The 19,254-nt window shown below is 64.4% G+C and carries 18 protein-coding genes and 1 pseudogene; 8 read left to right on the plus strand and 11 right to left on the minus strand.

All coding sequences use genetic code 11. From position 1 onward, the window contains the following. Window positions 1-149 precede the first annotated feature (149 nt). The 4 genes and pseudogenes from G9E11_RS16800 to G9E11_RS16815 form a co-directional block, all read right to left on the minus strand. Window positions 150-1,547 (minus strand): L-serine ammonia-lyase, encoded by a 1,398-nt coding sequence (locus G9E11_RS16800; protein WP_190607766.1) that lies wholly within the window; start codon window positions 1,545-1,547, stop codon window positions 150-152. Between the two features lie 66 nt (window positions 1,548-1,613). Beyond that, window positions 1,614-1,997, minus strand: a complete 384-nt coding sequence (gcvH, locus tag G9E11_RS16805) for a glycine cleavage system protein GcvH (protein ID WP_190607770.1) — start codon at window positions 1,995-1,997, stop codon at window positions 1,614-1,616. A 29-nt stretch (window positions 1,998-2,026) separates the two neighbouring features. Next, window positions 2,027-3,160 (minus strand): glycine cleavage system aminomethyltransferase GcvT, encoded by a 1,134-nt coding sequence (gcvT, locus tag G9E11_RS16810; protein ID WP_190607773.1) that lies wholly within the window; start codon window positions 3,158-3,160, stop codon window positions 2,027-2,029. Window positions 3,161-3,170: 10 nt separating this feature from the next. Continuing rightward, window positions 3,171-3,410, minus strand: a pseudogene (locus G9E11_RS16815) (hypothetical protein); the annotation flags it as partial. 152 nt (window positions 3,411-3,562) lie between these two features. On the opposite strand from G9E11_RS16815, the gene G9E11_RS16820 reads away from it, so the two are divergent. The 4 genes from G9E11_RS16820 (at window position 3,563) to G9E11_RS16835 (ending at window position 8,310) form a co-directional block, all read left to right on the plus strand. Then, complete coding sequence (locus G9E11_RS16820; protein ID WP_311764397.1) at window positions 3,563-4,570, plus strand: D-2-hydroxyacid dehydrogenase; 1,008 nt, start codon at window positions 3,563-3,565, stop codon at window positions 4,568-4,570. A 78-nt stretch (window positions 4,571-4,648) separates the two neighbouring features. Next, window positions 4,649-5,830, plus strand: a complete 1,182-nt coding sequence (locus G9E11_RS16825; protein ID WP_190608408.1) for a M24 family metallopeptidase — start codon at window positions 4,649-4,651, stop codon at window positions 5,828-5,830. A 3-nt stretch (window positions 5,831-5,833) separates the two neighbouring features. Next, on the plus strand, window positions 5,834-7,087 hold the full coding sequence (locus G9E11_RS16830) for an aminotransferase-like domain-containing protein (RefSeq protein WP_190607775.1): 1,254 nt from the start codon (window positions 5,834-5,836) through the stop codon (window positions 7,085-7,087). Beyond that, on the plus strand, window positions 7,084-8,310 hold the full coding sequence (locus tag G9E11_RS16835; protein WP_190607777.1) for a M20 family metallopeptidase: 1,227 nt from the start codon (window positions 7,084-7,086) through the stop codon (window positions 8,308-8,310). The genes G9E11_RS16830 and G9E11_RS16835 overlap by 4 nt, the downstream gene beginning before the upstream one ends. Before the next feature lie 192 nt (window positions 8,311-8,502). Here G9E11_RS16835 and G9E11_RS16840 read toward each other — a convergent pair whose 3' ends face one another. Next, window positions 8,503-9,015, minus strand: coding sequence for a DUF3830 family protein (locus tag G9E11_RS16840; protein ID WP_190607779.1), 513 nt, complete (start codon window positions 9,013-9,015; stop codon window positions 8,503-8,505). Between the two features lie 230 nt (window positions 9,016-9,245). Between G9E11_RS16840 and G9E11_RS16845 the strand changes: the two genes are divergently transcribed. Next, on the plus strand, window positions 9,246-10,523 hold the full coding sequence (locus G9E11_RS16845; RefSeq protein WP_190607783.1) for an aspartate aminotransferase family protein: 1,278 nt from the start codon (window positions 9,246-9,248) through the stop codon (window positions 10,521-10,523). A 91-nt stretch (window positions 10,524-10,614) separates the two neighbouring features. On the opposite strand, the gene G9E11_RS16850 is transcribed toward G9E11_RS16845, so the two are convergent. From G9E11_RS16850 to G9E11_RS16860, 3 genes are all read right to left on the minus strand, one after another. Continuing rightward, window positions 10,615-11,559 carry an SAM-dependent methyltransferase gene (locus tag G9E11_RS16850; protein WP_190607785.1) on the minus strand — a complete coding sequence of 315 codons (945 nt, stop codon included), beginning with the start codon at window positions 11,557-11,559 and terminating at the stop codon, window positions 10,615-10,617. A gap of 130 nt (window positions 11,560-11,689) precedes the next feature. Beyond that, complete coding sequence (locus G9E11_RS16855; RefSeq protein WP_190607788.1) at window positions 11,690-11,842, minus strand: hypothetical protein; 153 nt, start codon at window positions 11,840-11,842, stop codon at window positions 11,690-11,692. Between the two features lie 160 nt (window positions 11,843-12,002). Further along, window positions 12,003-12,758 (minus strand): HAD hydrolase-like protein, encoded by a 756-nt coding sequence (locus tag G9E11_RS16860; protein ID WP_190607790.1) that lies wholly within the window; start codon window positions 12,756-12,758, stop codon window positions 12,003-12,005. A 67-nt stretch (window positions 12,759-12,825) separates the two neighbouring features. Here G9E11_RS16860 and G9E11_RS16865 point away from each other — a divergent pair, with 67 nt between their 5' ends. Further along, window positions 12,826-13,293 (plus strand): Lrp/AsnC family transcriptional regulator, encoded by a 468-nt coding sequence (locus G9E11_RS16865; RefSeq protein ID WP_190607792.1) that lies wholly within the window; start codon window positions 12,826-12,828, stop codon window positions 13,291-13,293. 41 nt (window positions 13,294-13,334) lie between these two features. Here G9E11_RS16865 and G9E11_RS16870 read toward each other — a convergent pair whose 3' ends face one another. Both G9E11_RS16870 and G9E11_RS16875 read right to left on the minus strand, forming a co-directional pair. Next, window positions 13,335-14,747 (minus strand): aldehyde dehydrogenase family protein, encoded by a 1,413-nt coding sequence (locus G9E11_RS16870; RefSeq protein ID WP_190607794.1) that lies wholly within the window; start codon window positions 14,745-14,747, stop codon window positions 13,335-13,337. Further along, a complete protein-coding gene (locus tag G9E11_RS16875) occupies window positions 14,740-15,792 on the minus strand; it encodes a homoserine dehydrogenase (protein ID WP_190607797.1) in 1,053 nt (350 codons plus the stop codon). Before G9E11_RS16875 ends, G9E11_RS16870 begins: the two co-directional genes overlap by 8 nt. Window positions 15,793-16,090: 298 nt before the next feature. Here G9E11_RS16875 and G9E11_RS16880 point away from each other — a divergent pair, with 298 nt between their 5' ends. Both G9E11_RS16880 and G9E11_RS16885 read left to right on the plus strand, forming a co-directional pair. Next, on the plus strand, window positions 16,091-17,530 hold the full coding sequence (locus G9E11_RS16880; protein WP_190607799.1) for an amino acid permease: 1,440 nt from the start codon (window positions 16,091-16,093) through the stop codon (window positions 17,528-17,530). A 123-nt stretch (window positions 17,531-17,653) separates the two neighbouring features. Next, entirely contained in the window at window positions 17,654-18,454 is an 801-nt protein-coding gene (locus G9E11_RS16885; RefSeq protein ID WP_190607801.1) for an IclR family transcriptional regulator, read from the plus strand. Here G9E11_RS16885 and G9E11_RS16890 read toward each other — a convergent pair. Further along, complete coding sequence (locus G9E11_RS16890) at window positions 18,451-19,227, minus strand: IclR family transcriptional regulator (RefSeq protein ID WP_190607804.1); 777 nt, start codon at window positions 19,225-19,227, stop codon at window positions 18,451-18,453. The genes G9E11_RS16885 and G9E11_RS16890 overlap by 4 nt on opposite strands. Window positions 19,228-19,254: the final 27 nt, after the last annotated feature.

Raw genomic sequence — 19,254 nt, forward strand, 5'->3', positions numbered from 1 at the left:
GGCCCATCTGGACCTTGGCCTTGATCCAGTCCGGTTTGCGTTCCACCGGGGTGGCCGCATTGCGCTGCTCGATCCGCAGCATTTTCCGGCCTTCTGGTGCCAGTGTCATGGTTCTCTTTCCCTAGTACTAAATCTGCAGGAGTGCTAAATCAGCAGGCCACGACGTTGACGGCGAGGCCGCCCATCGCGGTTTCCTTGTATTTGGAGCTCATGTCTTTGCCGGTCTCGCGCATGGTGACGATGACCTCGTCCAGCGAGACACGGTGCGAGCCGTCACCCCACAACGCCATCTTGGCCGCGTTGATGGCCTTCGCTGCGGCGATGGCGTTGCGTTCGATGCAGGGCACCTGGACGAGTCCGCCGATCGGATCGCACGTCAGCCCCAGGTTGTGCTCCATCGCGATTTCGGCCGCGTTCTCCACCTGCGCGGGCGTGCCGCCCATGACCTCGGCCAGCCCGGCGGCGGCCATCGACGACGCCGACCCCACCTCACCCTGGCACCCCACTTCCGCGCCGGAAATCGAGGCCTGCTCCTTGTACAGCACCCCGATGGCACCGGCCGTCAGCAGGAACTTCACCACGACGTCGTCGCGGTCTTCCTGGGTGGCCTGGTCCATCCCGGGAGCGAAGTGCAGCGCGTAGTAGAGAACGGCCGGGATGATCCCGGCGGCGCCGTTCGTCGGGGCGGTGACCACGCGCCCACCGGAGGCGTTCTCCTCGTTCACCGCCAGGGCAATCAGGTTCACCCACTCCTGCCAATACTTGGGGTCCCGGTCCTTGTCCTCCTTGAGGAGGCGTTCGTGCCAGTCGGGCGCACGACGGCGGACCTTCAGCCCGCCGGGCAGCAGCCCCTCGCGCTTCAGGCTGACCTCCACGCAGCCCTCCATCACCGAGTAGATGTGGAGCAGGCCGGCGCGGATTTCGTCTTCGGTGCGGCTGTCTTCCTCATTGACCCGCATCACGTCGCTGATGCTCAACGACGTGTTTTGGCAGTGCTTGAGCAGCTCTGCCGCCGTGCGGAACGGCAGCGGCAGTTCCTTCTTGGACTCGTCCAGTTCCTGCTGCGCCGCGTCCTCCTCGCCCTCGCGGACAATGAACCCGCCGCCCACAGAGAAGAACGTCGCTTTCCGGAGCTCGGAGCCGGCGGCGTCCGAGACGGTAAAGGTCATGCCGTTGGTGTGCCGGGGCAGCACGGTCAGCGGCCGCAGCACCATGTCCGCCACCCCATACGGCAGCGGAACCGACCCGGCCAACTGCAGGGTCCCGGTCTCCGCGATCGAGGCCAGCCGTTCCTCGACCTCATCGGGAAGGATCAGCTCCGGGTGGTACCCCTCCAGGCCCAGCAGGATCGCCGTCATGGTTCCGTGCCCGTGCCCGGTTGCCGCGAGCGAGCCGTACAGGTCCACCCGAAGTGACGCCACCTGCTCCAGTACGCCGGAGGACGTCAGCTCCTCCGCAAACACCGCCGCAGCCCGCATGGGTCCAACGGTGTGCGACGACGAAGGGCCAATGCCGATCGAGAAGAGGTCAAAGACGCCAACAGCCATGGTCGGTTCCTAACTGGATAGTTGTGGTCGGTTCGGGCTGGGGAGGGTTTGCGGTGCGGAGGGGAGCTAGAGTTCGCCGCCGTTTGTCGCCGCGTATTCTTCGGCAGACATCAGCGGGCCCTCTTCGGTGACGGCCACTTTGAACAGCCAGCCGGCGCCGTAGGGGTCGCTGTTGATCAGTGCCGGGTCAGCGACCACGCCGTCGTTGATCTCGGTCACTTCGCCGGTCACCGGTGCGTACAGGTCGGAGACGGACTTGGTGGATTCCACCTCGCCGCAGGTTTCTCCGGCCGTGACAGTGGAACCGACCTCGGGCAGGTCAACGTACACGATGTCGCCCAGGGCGTCGGCCGCGACAGCCGAAATCCCGATCCCCACAGGCCCACCCCCGTCCGCGGCAACCCATTCGTGTTCGGCGGAGTACTTCAGTTCAGAAACAACTTTGCTCATGTGATTGTCCTTTGAGATCTAGGGGCTGGTTACTTGGAGCGCTTGTAGAACGGCAGTGCCACCACTTCGAACCGCTCGGCCTTGCCGCGCAGGTCGACGTCCAGGACCGTGCCGACTTCGGAATGTTCAACGTCGACATACGCCATCGCCACGGGGTAGCCGAGGGTGGGGGAGGGCTGGCCGGAGGTGACCTCGCCAACCAGCGTGCCGTCCTTGAGGACCGGATAGTGGCCGCGGGCGGCGCGCCGGCCCATGCCCTTGAGGCCCACCAGCTTCTGGCCCATGGTCGAACCGACGCCGGCTGCCTTGATGGCGGCCAGCGCCTCCTTGCCCACGAAGTCGCTTTCCTTGGCCAGCGACACCACCGGCCCCAGTCCTGCGGCGTAGGCATTGACGCGGAGTGAGAGCTCGTTGCCGTAGAGCGGCATGCCGGCTTCGAGGCGCAGCGAGTCTCGGCAGGCCAGGCCCGCCGGGATGAGCCCGTGCGCGGCGCCCGCGTCCAGAAGCGCCTCCCACAACCGGGCAGCGTCGTCGTTGGGCACGTAGATTTCGAAGCCGTCCTCGCCCGTGTAGCCGGTGCGCGCCAGCAGCAGGGTCTGAACCTTGCCGTTGACGGCAATCCCTACCTCAACAGCCGCGTAGTACTTCAGCTCGGTCACCAGGGAGTGCTGTTCAGCCGGGACGAGCTGGAGCAGGATGGCCTCCGCGTTGGGCCCCTGCACGGCGATCAGCGAGGTCTCCGCCGAGACGTCCTCGACGGCGACGTCGAAGTTCGCGGCACGCTCGACGAGGGCGGCGGCCACCTTCGTTGCATTGCCGGCATTGGGGACCACCAGGTACTTTTCCTCGCCACGCCGGTACGAGATCAGGTCGTCGATGATGCCGCCGTCGGCGTCGCAAATCAGTGAGTACTTGGCCTTGCCGACGGCGATAGCGGACAGCTTGCCGGCCAGGGCGTAGTCCAGGAAGGCGCCGGCGTCCGGGCCGGTGACCCAGACTTCCCCCATATGGGAGAGGTCGAACAGGCCGGCTGCGTTGCGAACGGCGTGGTGCTCGGCAAGCTCGGAGGTGTACTTGAGCGGCATCTGCCAGCCACCGAAATCGGTGAACGAGGCGCCGGCCTTCTTGTGCTGGTCGTAGAGCGCGGTGTAGTTCTCGGTCATTGCGGAATCCTTAGTTCTCGAAAGCTGCTGTGTTGTCCTCGAAGGCTTCGAGAGGTGGGCAGGAGCAGACCAGGTTCCGGTCGCCTGCGGCACCGTCGATGCGGCCTACCGGCGGGAAGTACTTGTCCTGCTTGAGCGTGTGAACGGGGAAGGCGGCCTGCTCGCGGGGGTAGGCGCGGTCCCAGTTGGAGCTGATGGCCGCGGCCGCGGTGTGCGGTGCGTTGCGCAGCGGGCTGTTCTCCACGGTCCATCCCGTCGGTCCCGTAAATCCAGCTGCCAAGGGCATGATCCACGACAACAGGCGTTGCTTGCTTCAATGCAGGGCTAAGAGAAGTCATGCACCCATGGTGCAGGTCACATACGCCTATTGTCAACAATCCTGCGATCCCGTAGGGTTGTAGCGTGAGTAACACTAACAACCAGAGCCCTGCCGGCGCCCGGCCAACCCCCCGCGTGGTCATCCTCGTCGCGGAAGGCCAGGCCCGCCCCTACAACCTCGCCGACATTGAATCCCGCGCCGACGTTGTCCTGACGGATGCAGCCGGCCTCCCGGAAGCCTCGCGGGGAGCGGACGTCCTGTTCCTCTGGGATTTCTTCTCGTCCGCATTGAAGGACGCCTGGCCGCACGCGAATTCCCTCCAATGGGTCCATGTGGCGGCTGCCGGGGTGGATGCCATGATGTTTGACGAGCTACGCAGCTCGGATGTGCTGGTAACCAACGCCCATGGCACTTTTGACAGGCCGATTGCCGAGTTCGTGCTGGCCTCCATCCTCGCCCACGACAAACAGCTTCATCTCAGCAAGTCCATGCAGCAGCAGGGCCTCTGGCAGCACCGTGAACTGACCCGAACAGAGGGTTCCCGTGTGCTCGTCGTTGGAACCGGGGGAATCGGGCGGGCCACCGCCCGACTGCTCCGCGCAGTGGGACTGGAGGTCCAGGGAATCGGACGCACCCCGCGCGAGGATGATCCCGACTTCGGCATCATCCACGCAAGTGCGGAGCTGGCCAGGCACGCAGCCTGGGCTGACCACCTGGTGCTCATCGCGCCGCTCACCGACCAGACGCGCAAGATGGTGAACGCGGACGTCCTTTCCGCCATGAAGCCGACGGCGCACGTCGTCAACGTGGGCCGCGGGGCACTTGTGGACGAAGAAGCGCTGATCAAGGTCCTCCGCGAGGACCGGATTGCCGCAGCCTCCCTGGACGTCTTCACGGAAGAGCCGCTTCCCGCCGTGCATCCCTTCTGGAAAATGGACAACGTCCACATGTCCGCCCACATGTGCGGCGACGTCCTCGGCTGGCGCGACGCCCTGGCGGACCAGTTCCTGGCCAACCTTGAGCGCTGGTCCTCGGGCCAGGATCTCACCAACGTGGTGGACAAGGAGCGCGGCTACGTCAGCACGAGCTGATCGTGCCGCGATTGTGTGACACGGCCCACAAAGACTACATTGTAAACAATCTACTACTTCTATCTGGAGGTGTCTTTTTTGCTGTTCAGCCACGAGGAGTACGACGCCCGGCTCGCCGGAGTACGCGTGCGGATGGCCAAGCAGGGCCTCTCCGCCCTGCTGGTCACCGACCCCGCCAATATTTACTACCTGACCGGCTACAACGCCTGGTCCTTCTACACTCCGCAGTTGGTTTTCGTGCCCGCTGACGGACCCATGCTCCTCTTTACCCGGGCCATGGACGCCGGCGGTGCCTCCCGCACCACCTGGCTGCCCGAGGACTGCATCGTGGGCTACCCCGAACAGTACGTCCACCGCCCGCACGTGCATCCCTTCGACTGGGTGGCCTTCGCCCTTCGTGAGCGCTACCTCATTGCCCCGGCCGCCAAGGGATGCGTGGGCCTGGAAATGGACTCGCACTTCTTCTCCCCCAAGGCCTACCGGTCCCTTGTCAACGCCATTCCCGAATGGACGCTCGTGGACAGCTTCGAACTGGTCAACTGGGTCCGCTCCATCAAGTCCCCGGCCGAGATCCAGCTGATGCGCGGCGCGGCCCAGGTCTGCATGGCGGCCATGGAAGCGGCAGTAGAAACCATCGACGTCGGCGTCCGCCAGTGTGATGCCGCTGCCGCCATCAGCCAGGCGCAGATCAAGGGAGCCGGCGGTATCGGCGGGGACTATCCGGCGATCGTCCCGATGCTGCCCACCGGTGAAGCTGCGGACACCCCGCACCTCACCTGGAGCGAGGACTGCTTCGAGGCAGGACAGGCCGTGGTCATCGAACTCGCCGGCGCGCACCAGCGGTACCACACGCCTCTGGCCCGAACGCTGACGCTGGGCAAAAAGCCGGACCGCCTCGCCAAGCTGGCAGACGCCGTCGCCGACGGACTCAACGCAGTGCTGACCGAAGTGCAGCCCGGAGTCCCCGTCCGGGAACTGGCAAGGGCCTGGAACTGGACGCTGGCCAAGTACGGCCTGGAAAAGCCGTCCCGCATCGGTTACTCGATCGGCGTCGGTTATCCGCCCGACTGGGGCGAGCGCACCATCTCTATCCGCTCGGAGGATGAGTCCGTCCTCGCCGAGAACATGACCTTCCACATCATCGGCGGCATGTGGATGGACAACTACGGCTACGAACTCTCCGAATCAATCCGCGTCACGGCCGACGGCGTGGAAACCTTCACCAGCTTCCCCCGTGAACTCATCCAGAAAGGCGGCTAGTCCGTGACCGTTGACCACTTCGCCACCCGCTCCCGCGGAGTGTTGCCCCTGGCCGACCGCGCCGCCGACCTCGTCGGTTCCGTCATCGACTCCAGCACTTCGCTGCTTGCCTCCCAGACCCACGACATTGTCCGCTTCGCCATGGGCTCGCCCGCGGACGAGGCTGTGCCGCTGGAGGAATTCCGCGACATCGCCCGCCAGGTCCTGGACCACAGCTCCATGACCTACGGCGCCACGGAGGGTGAACCCGTGCTCCTCAAGGCCCTGGTCGACTACCTCGCGGAAACCCCGGACCCCACGTCGGCGGATCGCGTCACCATCACCGCCGGCGGCATGCAGGGCCTGGATATCGCTTGCAAGCTCTTCATCAACCCCGGCGACCTGGTGATCGTAGAGAGCCCGACTTATACCAACGGCAGCGCCACCGCCCTCAGCTATGGCGCCGAACTGCTCGAAGCACCCACGGACCAGAACGGGCTCATCGTCGAGGCCCTCCCGGAGCTGGTTGCTGCCGCCGGCCGCACACCCAAGGCCATCTACACCATTCCCAACTTCCAGAACCCGGCGGGCGTCACCCTCTCCCTGCCGCGCCGCCACCAGCTGCTGGAACTCGCCCACGAGTGGAACTCCGTAATCATCGATGACGACCCCTACGGCCTGCTCCGCTTCCAGGGCGAGGACTTGCCCTCCCTGCAGGCCCTCAGCCCGGGCGACCCGCTGCTCTTCTCCGTCCGCACGTTCTCCAAGATCCTGGCCCCGGGCCTGCGAGTTGGCTGGGTGGACACGGATCCGGCGCTGCGCCAGCTGGTGATCAACGCCAAGCAGGCGATGGACACGTGCACCAACGTTCCTGGGCAGCACATCGTTGCCGAGTTCATTCGCCGGGGCGGGCTGGACCACCACCTGGCAGGGCTGCGCACCGAGTACAGACGCCGCAAAGACGCCATGCAGGAAAGCCTGCGCCGCAACCTGGGCAGCCGGGTCACCACCACCGATCCTGAAGGCGGCTTCTTCCTGTGGCTCACGCTCCAGGGCGAGGACGCCCGGATCTCCACCCGGAAGCTCTTCGAGACGGCCCTTGCAGAAGGCGTCGCCTTCATTCCCGGACCTGCACTGTCCCCCAGCGGAAAGTTCGACGACGCCCTCCGGCTCTGTTTCGCATCCACCACTCCCGAACGGGCCGAGGAAGGCATCATCCGCCTCCGCAACGCCATGGACCGGGAGCTGGCGGCCCTGAAAGCCGGGGCACCTGTATGACTTCCATCCCTCACGCGCGGGTGCTGGGCTATCAAGAACTGCTGGAACAAAAGGTTCTCGGCCTGATCAGCGAGCCGGAACTCGTTGCGCTCACCAAGGACCTGGTGGCCGCCGGGGGCGAAAACCCCGGCGGCACCGAAGCGGCCACCGTGGAAGTCCTGCAGGGCTTCTGCCTCGCCGCGGGACTGGAAGTATCGACGGAAACCGTCGCCCCGGGACGGCCGAACTTCACGGCCGTCCTGCCCGGCGGCGACCGGCCCGGCATCCTCTTCCTGGGCCACTCCGACGTCGTTCCCGCCGGCACCGGCTGGGAGCGGCCTCCGTTTGAGCCCTACGTCCGTGACGGCCGGCTCTTTGGGCGTGGGTCCACCGACATGAAAGGCGGCCTGGCCGCCGTCGTCATCGCGCTGAAGGCACTCAAGGACGCTGGCGCGGAGCTGCCCTTCAACGCTGCGCTGGCATGCACGGTGGACGAGGAGGATCTCGGCATCGGCATCCAGGCATACACCGCTGCCGCGCTGGCGGATCCGACCTTTTCGTACTCGGCGTGCGTTGTGGCCGAGCCCACCGACCTTGAAACGGTGATCGGCTGCCGCGGGGACAGCTATATCGAGCTGAATGTCACCGGCAAGGCGGCGCACTCGGGCAGGCCGGCGGACGGCCGGAACGCGATTGATGCGGCGGCGAAGATCCTGAGCCTGGTCCGCGACGATCACGCCCGGCTGCAGGCAGAGCAGGACCCCCTGCTCGGCGCGGGGAGCTGGAACATCGGGCTCATCAGCGGCGGCACTGGCACCTCCATGGTGGCGGCCGAATGCACCGTGTCCTTGGACCGGCGGCTCATGCCCGACGACGACGCGCAACTGATCCTGGACAGGCTCCGAGATCAGATCAGCGAAGCCGGCATCGACTCGGACGGCATCTCAGTGGCGGCAGAGGTCACCATGGAAATGCCCGGATTCCGCACTCCGGTGGACCATACGCTGGTGGCAAATTCCGTGTCCGCGCTAGCCGACGCCGGCGTGGACAGCGCCATCACCGGCTGGACGGCAGCCTGCGACGGCGGCTTCATAGCCCGCGACCTCGGGGTCCCGGCCATTGTCGTGGGCCCCGGTGGCCTAAACGACCAGGCGCATCAGGTGAACGAATCCTTGAGCATCGTAGAACTGGTTGCGGCAGCCCGCGCCTACGCCCTGATGTGCCTGCGGCACGGCCGGAGCTGACAGCTTCTTCCATCAAACCGCGCCCGTAGGCCCTAGCCTGACAACGAAGAACGACAACCCAGTACGTCCGGCTGCACCTTTCGTGCAGCCGGACGTACTTCTGCTTCCGCTGGCTTGCTGGCGCTTCCGCCGGAAAACAGAGTAGCCGGGCCGCTGCAAGTGGCCCGGCTGCTGGTAATCGTGGGTGCGTGCCTACGGGGTGGAGTCTACGGCGCGGGAATACGTCAGCGTCTCGTCGCGGGCGCCGCCCATCCATATGTCCTGGCAGGCTGCCGCCATCTCGTCGAGGCCCTCCACGATGGTGGCGAAGACATTCCCGGGAACCCAGCCCGTGTCACCGTTCAGCAGCAGGTTGTTGCGACCGTAGAACACGGCCAGGTCCACGATGGTCTGGACGGCGTCGGTGTCGGAATCCTGCTCGTAACCGTGAGAGGGCGTCTTCAGGTCGTTGGAAGTGAACGTGAAGTAGCAGACGTCCCCCGGGATGGGAGTGACAGTGGTGTTTTCCGCACCTGGTTCCTGCGGGGCGAAGGCCGGGACGAGGTTGTAAATCTCATTGCGGGCGTACTTTCCGTGGAACACCTGGCCGCTCAACGGCAGGGCATCCCAGACCGCCTTGCTTGTGCGGGGTGCCACGTCGTCGTGAAGGAGTGCTTTGCAGGTGACCCCGCGCTTCTCGAGGGTGATGTTGATGTACCGCGCCATGTTTGCCTTACTTCCTGGGTTGATAACTGGATATTGATAACAGTGCGTTGCTGTTCCGTGCTCTCAGGCTATGTGGCTCGAATCACGATTGTCAACAATCCTACCCATGGCAAACAGCGGCAGCTCGAGGCATTCCCCCCGCGCACTTCGATGTCATCGGAAGCACTTTTCGGGACAGGAAGTAAATGACTATTGTTGACAATCGGGCAATTTGAGGGACAATTATCTGCATGACTTCTCTTAGCCCTGCATTGAAGCAAGCAACGCCTGTTGTCGTGGATCATGCCCTTGGCAGCTGGATTTACGGGACCGACGGGATGGAGTATCTGGATTTCACGACCGGTATTGGTGTGACGAGCACCGGTCATTGCCATCCCAGGGTGGTGGAGGCGGCGCGGGAGCAGGTGGGCAAGATCATCCACGCGCAGTACACCACGGTGATGCATCAGCCGCTGCTGGCGCTGACCCGGAAGCTGGGCGAGGTCCTTCCGGCCGGGCTGGATTCGGTGTTCTATGCCAACTCCGGCTCTGAGGCGGTGGAGGCTGCGATCCGTCTGGCGCGGATGGCCACGGGCCGGCCGAACATTGTGGTGTTCCAGGGCGGTTTCCACGGCCGCACGGTCGCCGCGGCGTCGCTGACGACGGCGGGGACGAAGTTTTCGGCCGGGTTCTCGCCGCTGATGTCGGGGGTGCACATGTCCGCGTTCCCCTACGCGTACCGTTACGGGTGGGACGAGGCGGCCGCGGTGGCGTTCGCGCTGCAGGAACTGGACTACCTGTTCCAGACCCGCACCGCCCCCAATGACACCGCCGCGTTCCTGATCGAACCGGCGCTGGGCGACGGCGGCTACCTGCCCACCCCGCCGGCGTTCATGGAAGGACTGCGCGAACGTGCAGATAAGTACGGCATCCAGCTGATCTTCGACGAGGTCCAGGCCGGGGTCGGGCGCACCGGCAGGTTCTGGGGCCACCAGTACTCCACCTCCACCCCCGACATCATCATCACGGCCAAGGGCATCGCCTCAGGCTTCCCGATCTCGGCGATCGCAGCATCCACCGAGACCATGTCCAAGGCCTGGCCCGGATCCCAGGGCGGAACCTACGGCGGGAACGCCGTCTCCGCCGCGGCCGGCGTCGCGACCCTGGACGTGGTCAAGGAAGAAGGGCTGGTGGAGAACTCCCGTATCCGCGGCGAGCAACTGCAGGCCGGCCTGAAGGAAATCCAGGCCCGCTTCCCCGTGATTGGCGACGTGCGCGGACGCGGCCTGATGCAGGGCATCGAATTCACCGCCGAGGACGGCACCCCCGACGCGGCAACCGCCGCCGCCGTGCAGCAGGCCACCACCGACCAGGGCCTGCTGACCCTGACCTGCGGCCCGGCCGGCAACGTCGTGCGCCTCATCCCCGCCCTCGTCGTCACCGCCGAGGAAATCACCCTCGGCCTCGAACGCTTCGAAACCGCCGTCGGCGCCGTCACCGGAGCCATCCCCGCCACCACAGGAGCCTAGAAACGCAACGGCTGTGCCCTGCGCGGGCCTCCATGACTGGAGGTGCTTGCAGGGCAGAGCCGCGTCCTGAAGCCAGCACTATGAAGCTGTTTCACGTGAGCCAAGCTGTCACGAAGCCGCCCCGGGACTGGTCCTGGTTTGGCTGGTCAGGTGCTGTTTCGCCCGGACTGGACCCGCGTTCTGCCGGTTCGTCCGAAGCGTCCAGCGACAGCACCCGGCCGTACATCGAGCACAGCTCCTCAACTGTGTGAGTGCTGCAGCGCCAGCCTGCGGGTTCGAGCAGCTCCACCGGGTCCGGCGGGTCGGCCCGCGCCAGCAGTTCGCTCATGGGAAGGCCCGTCTGCTCACTGAACTCGCGCAGCTTGGCTTCGATGTCGTCCGTCTTCGGCAGGGCCACGGCCCGCTCAATCGCCGCCCGCGATCCCGGCGCCGACAACGCCGCCACTTCCCCCAGCACGGCACGCTGGGAAGCGGCATCCAAGTACGGCAGGAGGCCTTCGAGGACCCAGGTGGTGGGCTGTGCAGGGTCAAAGCCTGCGGCAAGGAGTTGCTCCCGCCACGGCATGGACAGGTCCGCGGGCAGGGAAATCAGTTCGCAGCCGGGCTCCGCGGCAAGCCGGCTCATTACGTGGGCCTTGAACTTCAGGACGTTGGCGCTGTCGACCTCGATGACCCTGGCGCCAGCGGGCCAGTCAAGCCGGAACGCCCGGGTGTCGAGGCCCGCCCCGAGAACCACGGTCTGTGCGGTGGGTGTATCGGACTGCAGGAAATCGTCGATGAACCGGGTCCGCATGCCGATGTAGATGGACGCCAGCAGAAGAGGCTGCTGCAGGGGAGGGGCCTCCGTCGGTTCCGCCGGCCACACCGTCGGCAGGTCCAGGTGGGAACGGGCGGCCACCACCAGGGCGGAGGCGAACGGATCCGCCACCAAGGGGTCGGCCCGGGACGTCTCGACGGCACGCCCCGCCGCCACCGCAAGGGCCGTCAACGGCAGCCCCTGGTCCTCGAGTTCGGTACTGCCTGTAGGTTCAGTCATGCCTGGCCTCCCGCCGTCGTGGATCCCTATTGGCGAGCCTACCGTGATGGCCATGCCAGATTTCCAACGGCTTTCCGGGGGCAGACCCGGCGGGGACTCCCGGTTCAACGGCCGGCGATCCCCATGCGCGTCATGCCTGCGCGGGGTTGTCCCACCAGCCTTCCCAGGCGGAGGACGTGAGCTGGCCCTGGGGGAAATCGGTGTTCGATCCGGCATCGCCGAATGCGGAGTTCCCGTCATTGCGCGAGGAATTGAAAAACAGGTTCAAGGTATTCCAGAGCATGGCTATTTCCTTTCAATTGACCTGCGGATGACTCTCTTTCAGGTAGGAATTAGCGTAGCCACGGCATGTTTCATGGCGTCGACCCAACGTTTCGTTCTTGTATCGGTCTGCTCACATGGCATCGCAGGACCGGATCCCGGAACTGTCAGGCGAGGAGCACCTAGAGCGTGTCTGCCCGAGGCTTGATCTCGACAGGCTCGATCAGCGGTTGCTGGTCATCCAACGGGCGGCGGCTGGCCAGGATCAGTGGCAGCAGGGCTGCGGGGGAGGTGACGACGGCGGCCGCCTCCGACGCTTCCCCGGCGTCCCCGTAGCCCCAGCGTGCGTATATTGTCGGGACTCCATGTTGGGCGGCTCCGGCGATGTCGTAGCTTCGGTCTCCCACCATCGCGGGGCTGGAGATGTCTACGCCTTCGGATTGGAGCCGCACCAGCAATTCGGCGATGACCTCTGACTTGCTCGCTCTTCCGTCGTGGTCTGACGCGCCGCAGATGTTGACGAAGTAGCCGTCAATTCCAAACCTTCGGGCGAGTCTTATCGCTTGATCCTCCACCTTGGAAGTGGCGACAGCAATTGGGATACCGGCTGAGCGTAGGTGGTCAAGAAGTTCTACGATCCCGTCGTATGGGAGGCACTGTTCGGCGCCGTGCTCCGCGTACTCTTTGCGGTAGTGTTGGAGAGCTTTTTGGGCGGTTTTTCCGTCCAGTTGTGAGACTGTTCTGAAGGACTCGATCATCGGCGGCCCCACGAATCGGCGCAGTTCGTCCATCGACGGCACTGTTGCGCCAACAGCTGCCAGGGCCTGGGCGGCGCTTGCGGTAACGCCGGGGGCCGAATCCAGCAGGGTTCCGTCCATGTCGAACAGAATGCAGCTAATGCCAGTAAGAGCGGGCCTGATTTGGTGCAGAAGTGTCAATTTTCGAGGCTTTCAATCTTGGAGTGGGTTCCGGTTGTCCGGCAGATTGTTGCGGTGAAGGGTAGGCATGGATCGAGTGAGTCTTGATCAGATAGATCAGAGGATTCTTGCGGAGCTCACGAAGAACGCCCGCATAAGCCACGCAGAGCTGGCCACCAAAGTCCTCCTGTCGAGGAACGCTGTGCGCCAGCGGGTCGAACGGATGGAACGGCAAGGGTATATCCAGGGGTACACCATTGTTGCCGGCCCGCCGGGTCAGGGGCCGGTGTCCGCCTTCCTCATGGTTTACAGGAAGGACCGGGTGCGTGGTGCGGACGTCGTCAACGTATTGCGGTCGATTCCGGAAGTTGTCCTGTGTGACGTCGTGAGCGGTGACTTTGACCTGCTGGTGAGGGTCGAGGCCCGCTCGCTGGAGAGGGTTCAGGAGATCTGGGAGCAGATCGCGGCCATTCCCGGCGTCACGGACACGGTGACGGCGATGACGCTGTCCAGTTACATCCGGCGGGGTGCCGGAGGTGCCCGCGCCGCCGAGTGAAGGGGACAGACTCCGGGCATGTCGGCTCTTCAGGAGCGGGATCAGTTCTTGATGCAGATGACCTTCGGCTGGGTCATCTCCTCATAAGCGAAATGGACGCCCTCCCTGCCCATGCTTCCGTACTTCGCCCCGCCGAACGGCATGCCGTCGAAGCGGTAGTCAGAGGAGTCGTTGATCATGACGCCGCCAGCTTCGAGCTGTTGGGCTGCCGCCATCGCCCTCGCTAGCGAGTCGGTGAATATGCCCGCATGGAGACTGAACTCGATGGCATTCGCAACGTCGATGGCCTCCTCGAAGGTATTGAACTTACGAAGCATGACTACGGGCCCGAAAACTTCCTCGCGCCACAGGCTGCTGTCCTCCGGGACGGCTTCCAGGACGGTCGGCTGCAGCACATTACCGTCACTGACATTGCCTGTGAGGAGTTCAGCGCCGGCGCCGAGGGCCCCGTCCAGCTTGATTTGTAGCGCCTTCAATGCCGTGGCGCTGACCATGGGCCCGACATCCGTCTGTTCATCCGATGGATCTCCGGAAACCAACCTTGCCGTTGCCTCCAGGAATCGACGGCGGAACTCGCCGTACACCGGGGCGGCTACGAGGATCCGCTGAACGCCCACGCAGTTCTGGCCGGCGGCCCAAAACGCTCCGGAGACGCATGAATCCACAGCGCTTTCGATGTCGGCATCATCCAGGACGATCACGGGTGCGTTTCCGCCGAGATCCATGGATAGCTTCTTCAGGCCTGCGGTGCGGGCGATACTCTCACCAGTGGAGAACCCTCCGGTGAAGGACACCATTCGTACGTCCCGGGACCGAACGATTGTTTCGGCTACCTCCCGGCCGCCATGAACAACGGTGAGTGCCTCCGGCGGGAGCCCGCAGTTCACGAGAACGTCCGTGAGCAACTGGGCTGACAGCGGAGTCAGTGCGGAGGGTTTGAGGATCACGGCGTTTCCTCCGGCGAGTGCCGGGCCGATCTTGTGTGCCACCAGATTGAGGGGGTCATTGAACGGGGTGATCGCGGCAATGATGCCCAGTGGCTCCCGCGAGTACCAGCCGGTGCGGTCCTCTGAGCCTTCATAGGAGTCGAAGGGGATGACTTCGCCTGCGTTCCGGCGCGCTTCGGCAGCGGAGAGGCGGAGCGTGTTGACCGCGCGCAGTACTTCCTTCCGGGCCTGGCGAATCGTTTTCCCGGCTTCGGACACGATTGTTTGCGCGAACTCTTCGGTGCGCTGCTCGATCTCCGTTGCCGCGGCGTCCAGTATCTTCCCGCGTGCGTTCCGGGACAGTGCCTTTGCCTTCCGGGCGCCGATGCGGGCCGTTTCGATCACGGCTTTTCCGGCGCTGGCTCCGGTCAGCGAAACCGTGCCGACCACCCTTCCGTCGTACGGACTCGTCACGTCACGGAACTGCGGCAGCGCCGTTTCCGTCGAACACAGTGTGGATTCAGGCATTTGCAGATACTTCCGTCCTGGCTGCGTGGATGGCGATGATGTCAGAGAGCAGGGCATAGGCGGTCTCCACGCGGCCGGCCCCCGGCCCTGAGACGGTGACTGCCCCCAGAAGATCGGTCTCGAAGGACACGGCGTTGGTCGCACCGGAAACGCCGGCCAGACCATGATCGAGTGGGAGCGCTACAGGGGAAACACCTGCAGTCACGGTCCCGTCCAGGTTCCGCCGTGCCGCACCGACGAGCTTCCAGCGGCGTCCCTCGCGGGCTGCCTTTTGAATATTCTCCGGCGTCACGGTCGAAATACCCTGCCGCTGAATGTCCTTGAGCTCGATGCCTGCATCGAGCAGCTCGTTGGCCAGAATGAGGACCTTGAGCTGAACGTCGTAACCCTCGATGTCTGCTGCGGGGTTTGCTTCGGCGTAGCCGCGTTCCTGTGCCTCCCTGATGGCCGTTTCGAAGTCCAGGCCGTCCTCCATCCGCCCCAGAACGTAGTTGCTGGTGCCGTTGAGAATGCCTTCGAAGCCGTTCAGCTCGAGCCCCGCGAACATCCTCTTGGCCAGGCGGATGACGGGAGTGCCGCTCATGACGGCGCCCTCGAATTCGAAGTGCACGCCGTTCTGTTCGGCCAAGGAAGTCAGCCCGGCGCCGCGGAGGGCAACGGGTCCCTTGTTCGTTGTGCAGACGCTCTTGCCTGATTCAAGTGCCCAGCGCACGTGTGAAACTGCCGGCTCGCCGTCCTGCGGGTTCGTGAAGGTGGCCTCGCAGATGATGTCTGCGCTGCAGTTGCGGATCACTGCTTCGTTGTTTGTGTCCGCGGACCCTCCGTTCGCGGCGAACGCTTCGCTGCCGGCACCAAGGTTAAGGGCGATGGAGAGGTCGATTCCTTCGGGCTGGACCAGGGATCCGAGGCGCAGGTCGGTGATGGCCACGACCCGGAGACCGAAGCCGAGCTCTGAATGGAGGGCCTCTCCTCGTTTTGCAATCAGTTCGGCCAGCGTCCTGTTGACGCCGCCGAAGCCGATCAGCGCAATGTCATAGGTGGTCATGGTGCTCCTTCATCAGTTACATGGGTCCTCCAATGCTGACCGCATTCCATGTCTGTCGGTGCATGTGATTGTGACCGAAAAGCAGGGCAAATTGACCATCGGGCTGCCGATTCGGCAGTGGGGCTCGCCGTAACTTTCGGTCAACATGGACATGTTGAAATGTTCTTAATGACCAAAACGCCGTTTTTGTGTTACTTTCGTCACGACCGCTACTGCACGGCCCGCGTTGGCTTGACCGATAAGCCCGGGCAACGTGCGCACTCTTCGCATCAGACCTGCCACTCACCTGGGAGAAACCATGGAACCCGTATCACCGGTCCAGCTAGAACCACAGCCCACAGTTCCGCCGTCGACCGATTCCGGTCTCCGGCGGTCCATGGGGGCACGGCATTTGGTCATGATCGCCATGGGTGGGGTGATCGGCTCCGGGCTTTTCCTGAGCTCGGGCTACACCATTTCCCAGGCCGGGCCACTCGGGGCTGTCATCGCCTATCTCATCGGCGCCTTTGTTGTGTACCTGGTGATGGCCTGCCTCGGCGAACTCGCCATCGCTTACCCGGTCTCCGGCGCCTTCCATATCTACGCGGCGAGGTCCATAGGGCCGGCCACCGGGTTCACCACGGCCTGGCTCTACTGGCTCTGCTGGGCAGTGGCCATCGGATCGGAGTTCACCGCCTCAGGGCTCCTGATGCAGCGCTGGTTCCCGGGTGTTGACGTCTGGGTCTGGTGCGTCATCTTCGCCTCGGTCCTCTTCGGCCTCAACGCAGATTCTTCGAAGTTCTTCGGTGAATCCGAGTTCTGGTTTGCCATCGTCAAGGTCAGCGCCATCGTGGTCCTCATCGTTCTCGGCGGCGCGGCCCTGTTCGGCCTCCACCCGCTCAGCGAGGGGGCCAACCATCCTGCCATGTTTGAGAACTTCAGCACCGCCGGCGGCCTCTTTCCTAACGGCTTCACCGGCGTTCTCGTCACAGCACTTGCTGTGTTCTACGCCTTCTCCGGCTCCGAACTCATTGGCGTTGCAGCCGGCGAAACCGCTGACCCCGCCACCAGCATCCCCAAAGCGATGCGCAGCACCGTCATCCGTCTGCTGATCTTCTTCGTCGGGGCAATCGCTGTCATCGCCGCTACCATTCCATTCGATCAGGTCGGACTGGATGAAAGCCCGTTCGTGACGGTCTTCTCAGCCATCGGCATTCCGTATGCCGCCGACATCATGAACTTCGTCATCATCACCGCACTCCTTTCGGCCGGAAACAGTGGACTCTTCTCCTGCGCACGGATGCTTTACTCCTTGGCCGACGAGGGGCATGCCCCCCGGGCGCTGAAGAAGCTGACCCGCCGCGGCATCCCCATGACTGCGCTTTCGGTCAGCATGCTCGGTGGCCTGGCATCACTCATCAGCAGCGTCGTTGCCCCGGAAACTGTCTACTTGGCCCTCGTCTCGGTGGCAGGGTTCGCCGTTGTCGGAGTCTGGATGTCCATCACCGCCTCGCATTTCTTCCACAGGAGGTCCTTCGTCAAGAACGGCGGCGATGTTGCGGCCCTTCCCTACAAGGCTCCGCTGTTCCCACTGGTGCCGATCCTGGCCTTCTCGCTCTGCCTCATCTCGCTCATCGGCATCGCCTTTGACCCGAACCAGGTTGCGGCCCTGTATTTTGGATTCTCCTTTGTTGGCGCCTGCTATGCCTTCTTCTACTTCAAGTACGGACGCAAGGCGCGGGCAGACCAGCCGTTCTGACACCGTCATCCACCAACTTCCAGATGCTTGGTGGCAGGGGAGTTCCGTCCCCCGCCACCAAGCTCGGAGATCTGCTCCACGTGTGAGAATAGGCGTAGTCATCGGGCGGAAGGAGCATGGATCGTGGATTCCTCCTCGGAAGCGTCATCCATGGCCCAAGGACTTCGAATCGTTCGGCTGGTTGCCGATCGGGAGAAGCGGGGAAGACGCCTGCTCGGCGTTTCGCAGATCGCATCCGAGCTGGAGATGGAACAAAGCCGTGTCTCCCGGTTGACGCAGGAGCTGTGTGAGCTGGGACTGCTGGAACGCGTGGAACGCGGGCCCTTCCGGACGGGCCCACGTTTTTTCGGCCTGGCCGCAGCGTTGAATACCGGCTGGGTCCGCCAATCAAAAACTGAACTTGAGTCATTGGTGGTCTCGCTCGGGCTTAGAACCCGGATTTCCGTCCGCGAGGGCGTCCGCGTCATTCTCCTGCGCACCTCCGGCCAGGACGCGGTTCCCGGCAGCTTCGTCAAACCCGGCATGGTGACACCCGTGTGGTGCACCGGGTCCGGCCGGGCCCTGCTGTGGGACGAGCCGCAGCCAGCCGTTGCGGCCCTCCTTGAGGACGTCAACTTCATTGGTGTCGGCGGTCCGGGGGCGGCCCATTCACCGCAGGAAGTCGCCGAATTGATGGACCGGGACAGGGCGCGGGGCTTCGTTGTCGCGGAGGAAGAATTCGAGCATGGTGTCTACGAGCTGGCCGTTCCGGTCCGGAGCGCTGACGGCTCCGTTCTTGCCGCGCTCAGCGTCCTGGGGAGTCGGGCCGAGATTATGTCCAGCACCGATGACATTGCAAAGGCCCTCATGGCGGCGGCCGAACGCCTGGGCTCCAGTGAGGGCCGCGCACGGCACGACGCCGGCCGGAAGGGTCTTGCCAGCTAGGGCGCGTTTTGCGGCAGGACCTGACCCAGCGTGGACTCAAGCCACTTGCCCCAGGACACGAGAGCGGTGGCGCAGGACTCCATTTTCGGCTGCAGGCGTGTCTTGTTGCCCACCACCTGCAGCGCTGCCACTACCTCACCCTTGAAGTCCCGAACTGGAACGGCCAGGGAATACAGCCCCGGCTCGGCTTCCTCGTCCACGACGGAGTATCCCCGTGCCCGGGCCGCGCGTAGCCGTGACAGGAAGTCCTCGACGTCGTGGGGTGTGTTGGGGCCATGGCGCACGAACGCGACGCCGGAGAAAAGGGTGCGGACCTCGTCGTCCGACGCTTCCCACAGCAGTGCCTGGCCGGCGTCGCTGCAGTAGGCCGGGTAGGGCCGGCCCAGCCAGGAACCGATCATGTTGCTGCTTGCCGGAACACGCTCGCCGACGGTGACCGTGCTGTCTCCGCTCAGAACTCCGAGGAAGCATCCTTCATCTGTTTCACCGGCCAGGCCTTCCAAGGCAGTCGCGCCGTCAGTCTGCAACCGTTGTTCCGTCAACACCTGGGCGTCCGTCAGGAGCGACCAGTCCAGGGTGTAGGTCCGCTGGTCCCTGCGCGCCAGAAACCCCTCCTGCTGGCCCGTCCGCAGGCTGCGCGCAACCTGGCTGCGGTCTTTGCCCAGATCGGTTGCTATGTCCGCGACCGTTCCGCCGGGCAGGCCTTCTGCGTTGCGGGAGCCGACCGCTAGGACAGCCATGATTCCCCGGCCCATGCTGGATGTCTTAGACATGGCTCCGATTGTAGTCACTGGACGAAC

The organism is Arthrobacter ipis, from assembly GCF_014694315.1.
Lineage (GTDB): Bacteria > Actinomycetota > Actinomycetes > Actinomycetales > Micrococcaceae > Arthrobacter > Arthrobacter ipis.

Excerpts from the sequence above, each read along its gene's own strand:
- G9E11_RS16850 (WP_190607785.1), bottom strand. The coding sequence starts at position 11,559 with ATGACTGAACCTACAGGCAGTACCGAACTCGAGGACCAGGGGCTGCCG.
- G9E11_RS16800 (WP_190607766.1), bottom strand. The coding sequence starts at position 1,547 with ATGGCTGTTGGCGTCTTTGACCTCTTCTCGATCGGCATTGGCCCTTCG.
- G9E11_RS16875 (WP_190607797.1), bottom strand. The coding sequence starts at position 15,792 with ATGACCACCTATGACATTGCGCTGATCGGCTTCGGCGGCGTCAACAGG.
- G9E11_RS16865 (WP_190607792.1), top strand. The coding sequence starts at position 12,826 with ATGGATCGAGTGAGTCTTGATCAGATAGATCAGAGGATTCTTGCGGAG.
- G9E11_RS16890 (WP_190607804.1), bottom strand. The coding sequence starts at position 19,227 with ATGTCTAAGACATCCAGCATGGGCCGGGGAATCATGGCTGTCCTAGCG.
- G9E11_RS16880 (WP_190607799.1), top strand. The coding sequence starts at position 16,091 with ATGGAACCCGTATCACCGGTCCAGCTAGAACCACAGCCCACAGTTCCG.
- G9E11_RS16855 (WP_190607788.1), bottom strand. The coding sequence starts at position 11,842 with ATGCTCTGGAATACCTTGAACCTGTTTTTCAATTCCTCGCGCAATGAC.
- G9E11_RS16840 (WP_190607779.1), bottom strand. The coding sequence starts at position 9,015 with ATGGCGCGGTACATCAACATCACCCTCGAGAAGCGCGGGGTCACCTGC.
- G9E11_RS16835 (WP_190607777.1), top strand. The coding sequence starts at position 7,084 with ATGACTTCCATCCCTCACGCGCGGGTGCTGGGCTATCAAGAACTGCTG.
- G9E11_RS16870 (WP_190607794.1), bottom strand. The coding sequence starts at position 14,747 with ATGCCTGAATCCACACTGTGTTCGACGGAAACGGCGCTGCCGCAGTTC.
- G9E11_RS16845 (WP_190607783.1), top strand. The coding sequence starts at position 9,246 with ATGACTTCTCTTAGCCCTGCATTGAAGCAAGCAACGCCTGTTGTCGTG.
- gcvT (WP_190607773.1), bottom strand. The coding sequence starts at position 3,160 with ATGACCGAGAACTACACCGCGCTCTACGACCAGCACAAGAAGGCCGGC.
- gcvH (WP_190607770.1), bottom strand. The coding sequence starts at position 1,997 with ATGAGCAAAGTTGTTTCTGAACTGAAGTACTCCGCCGAACACGAATGG.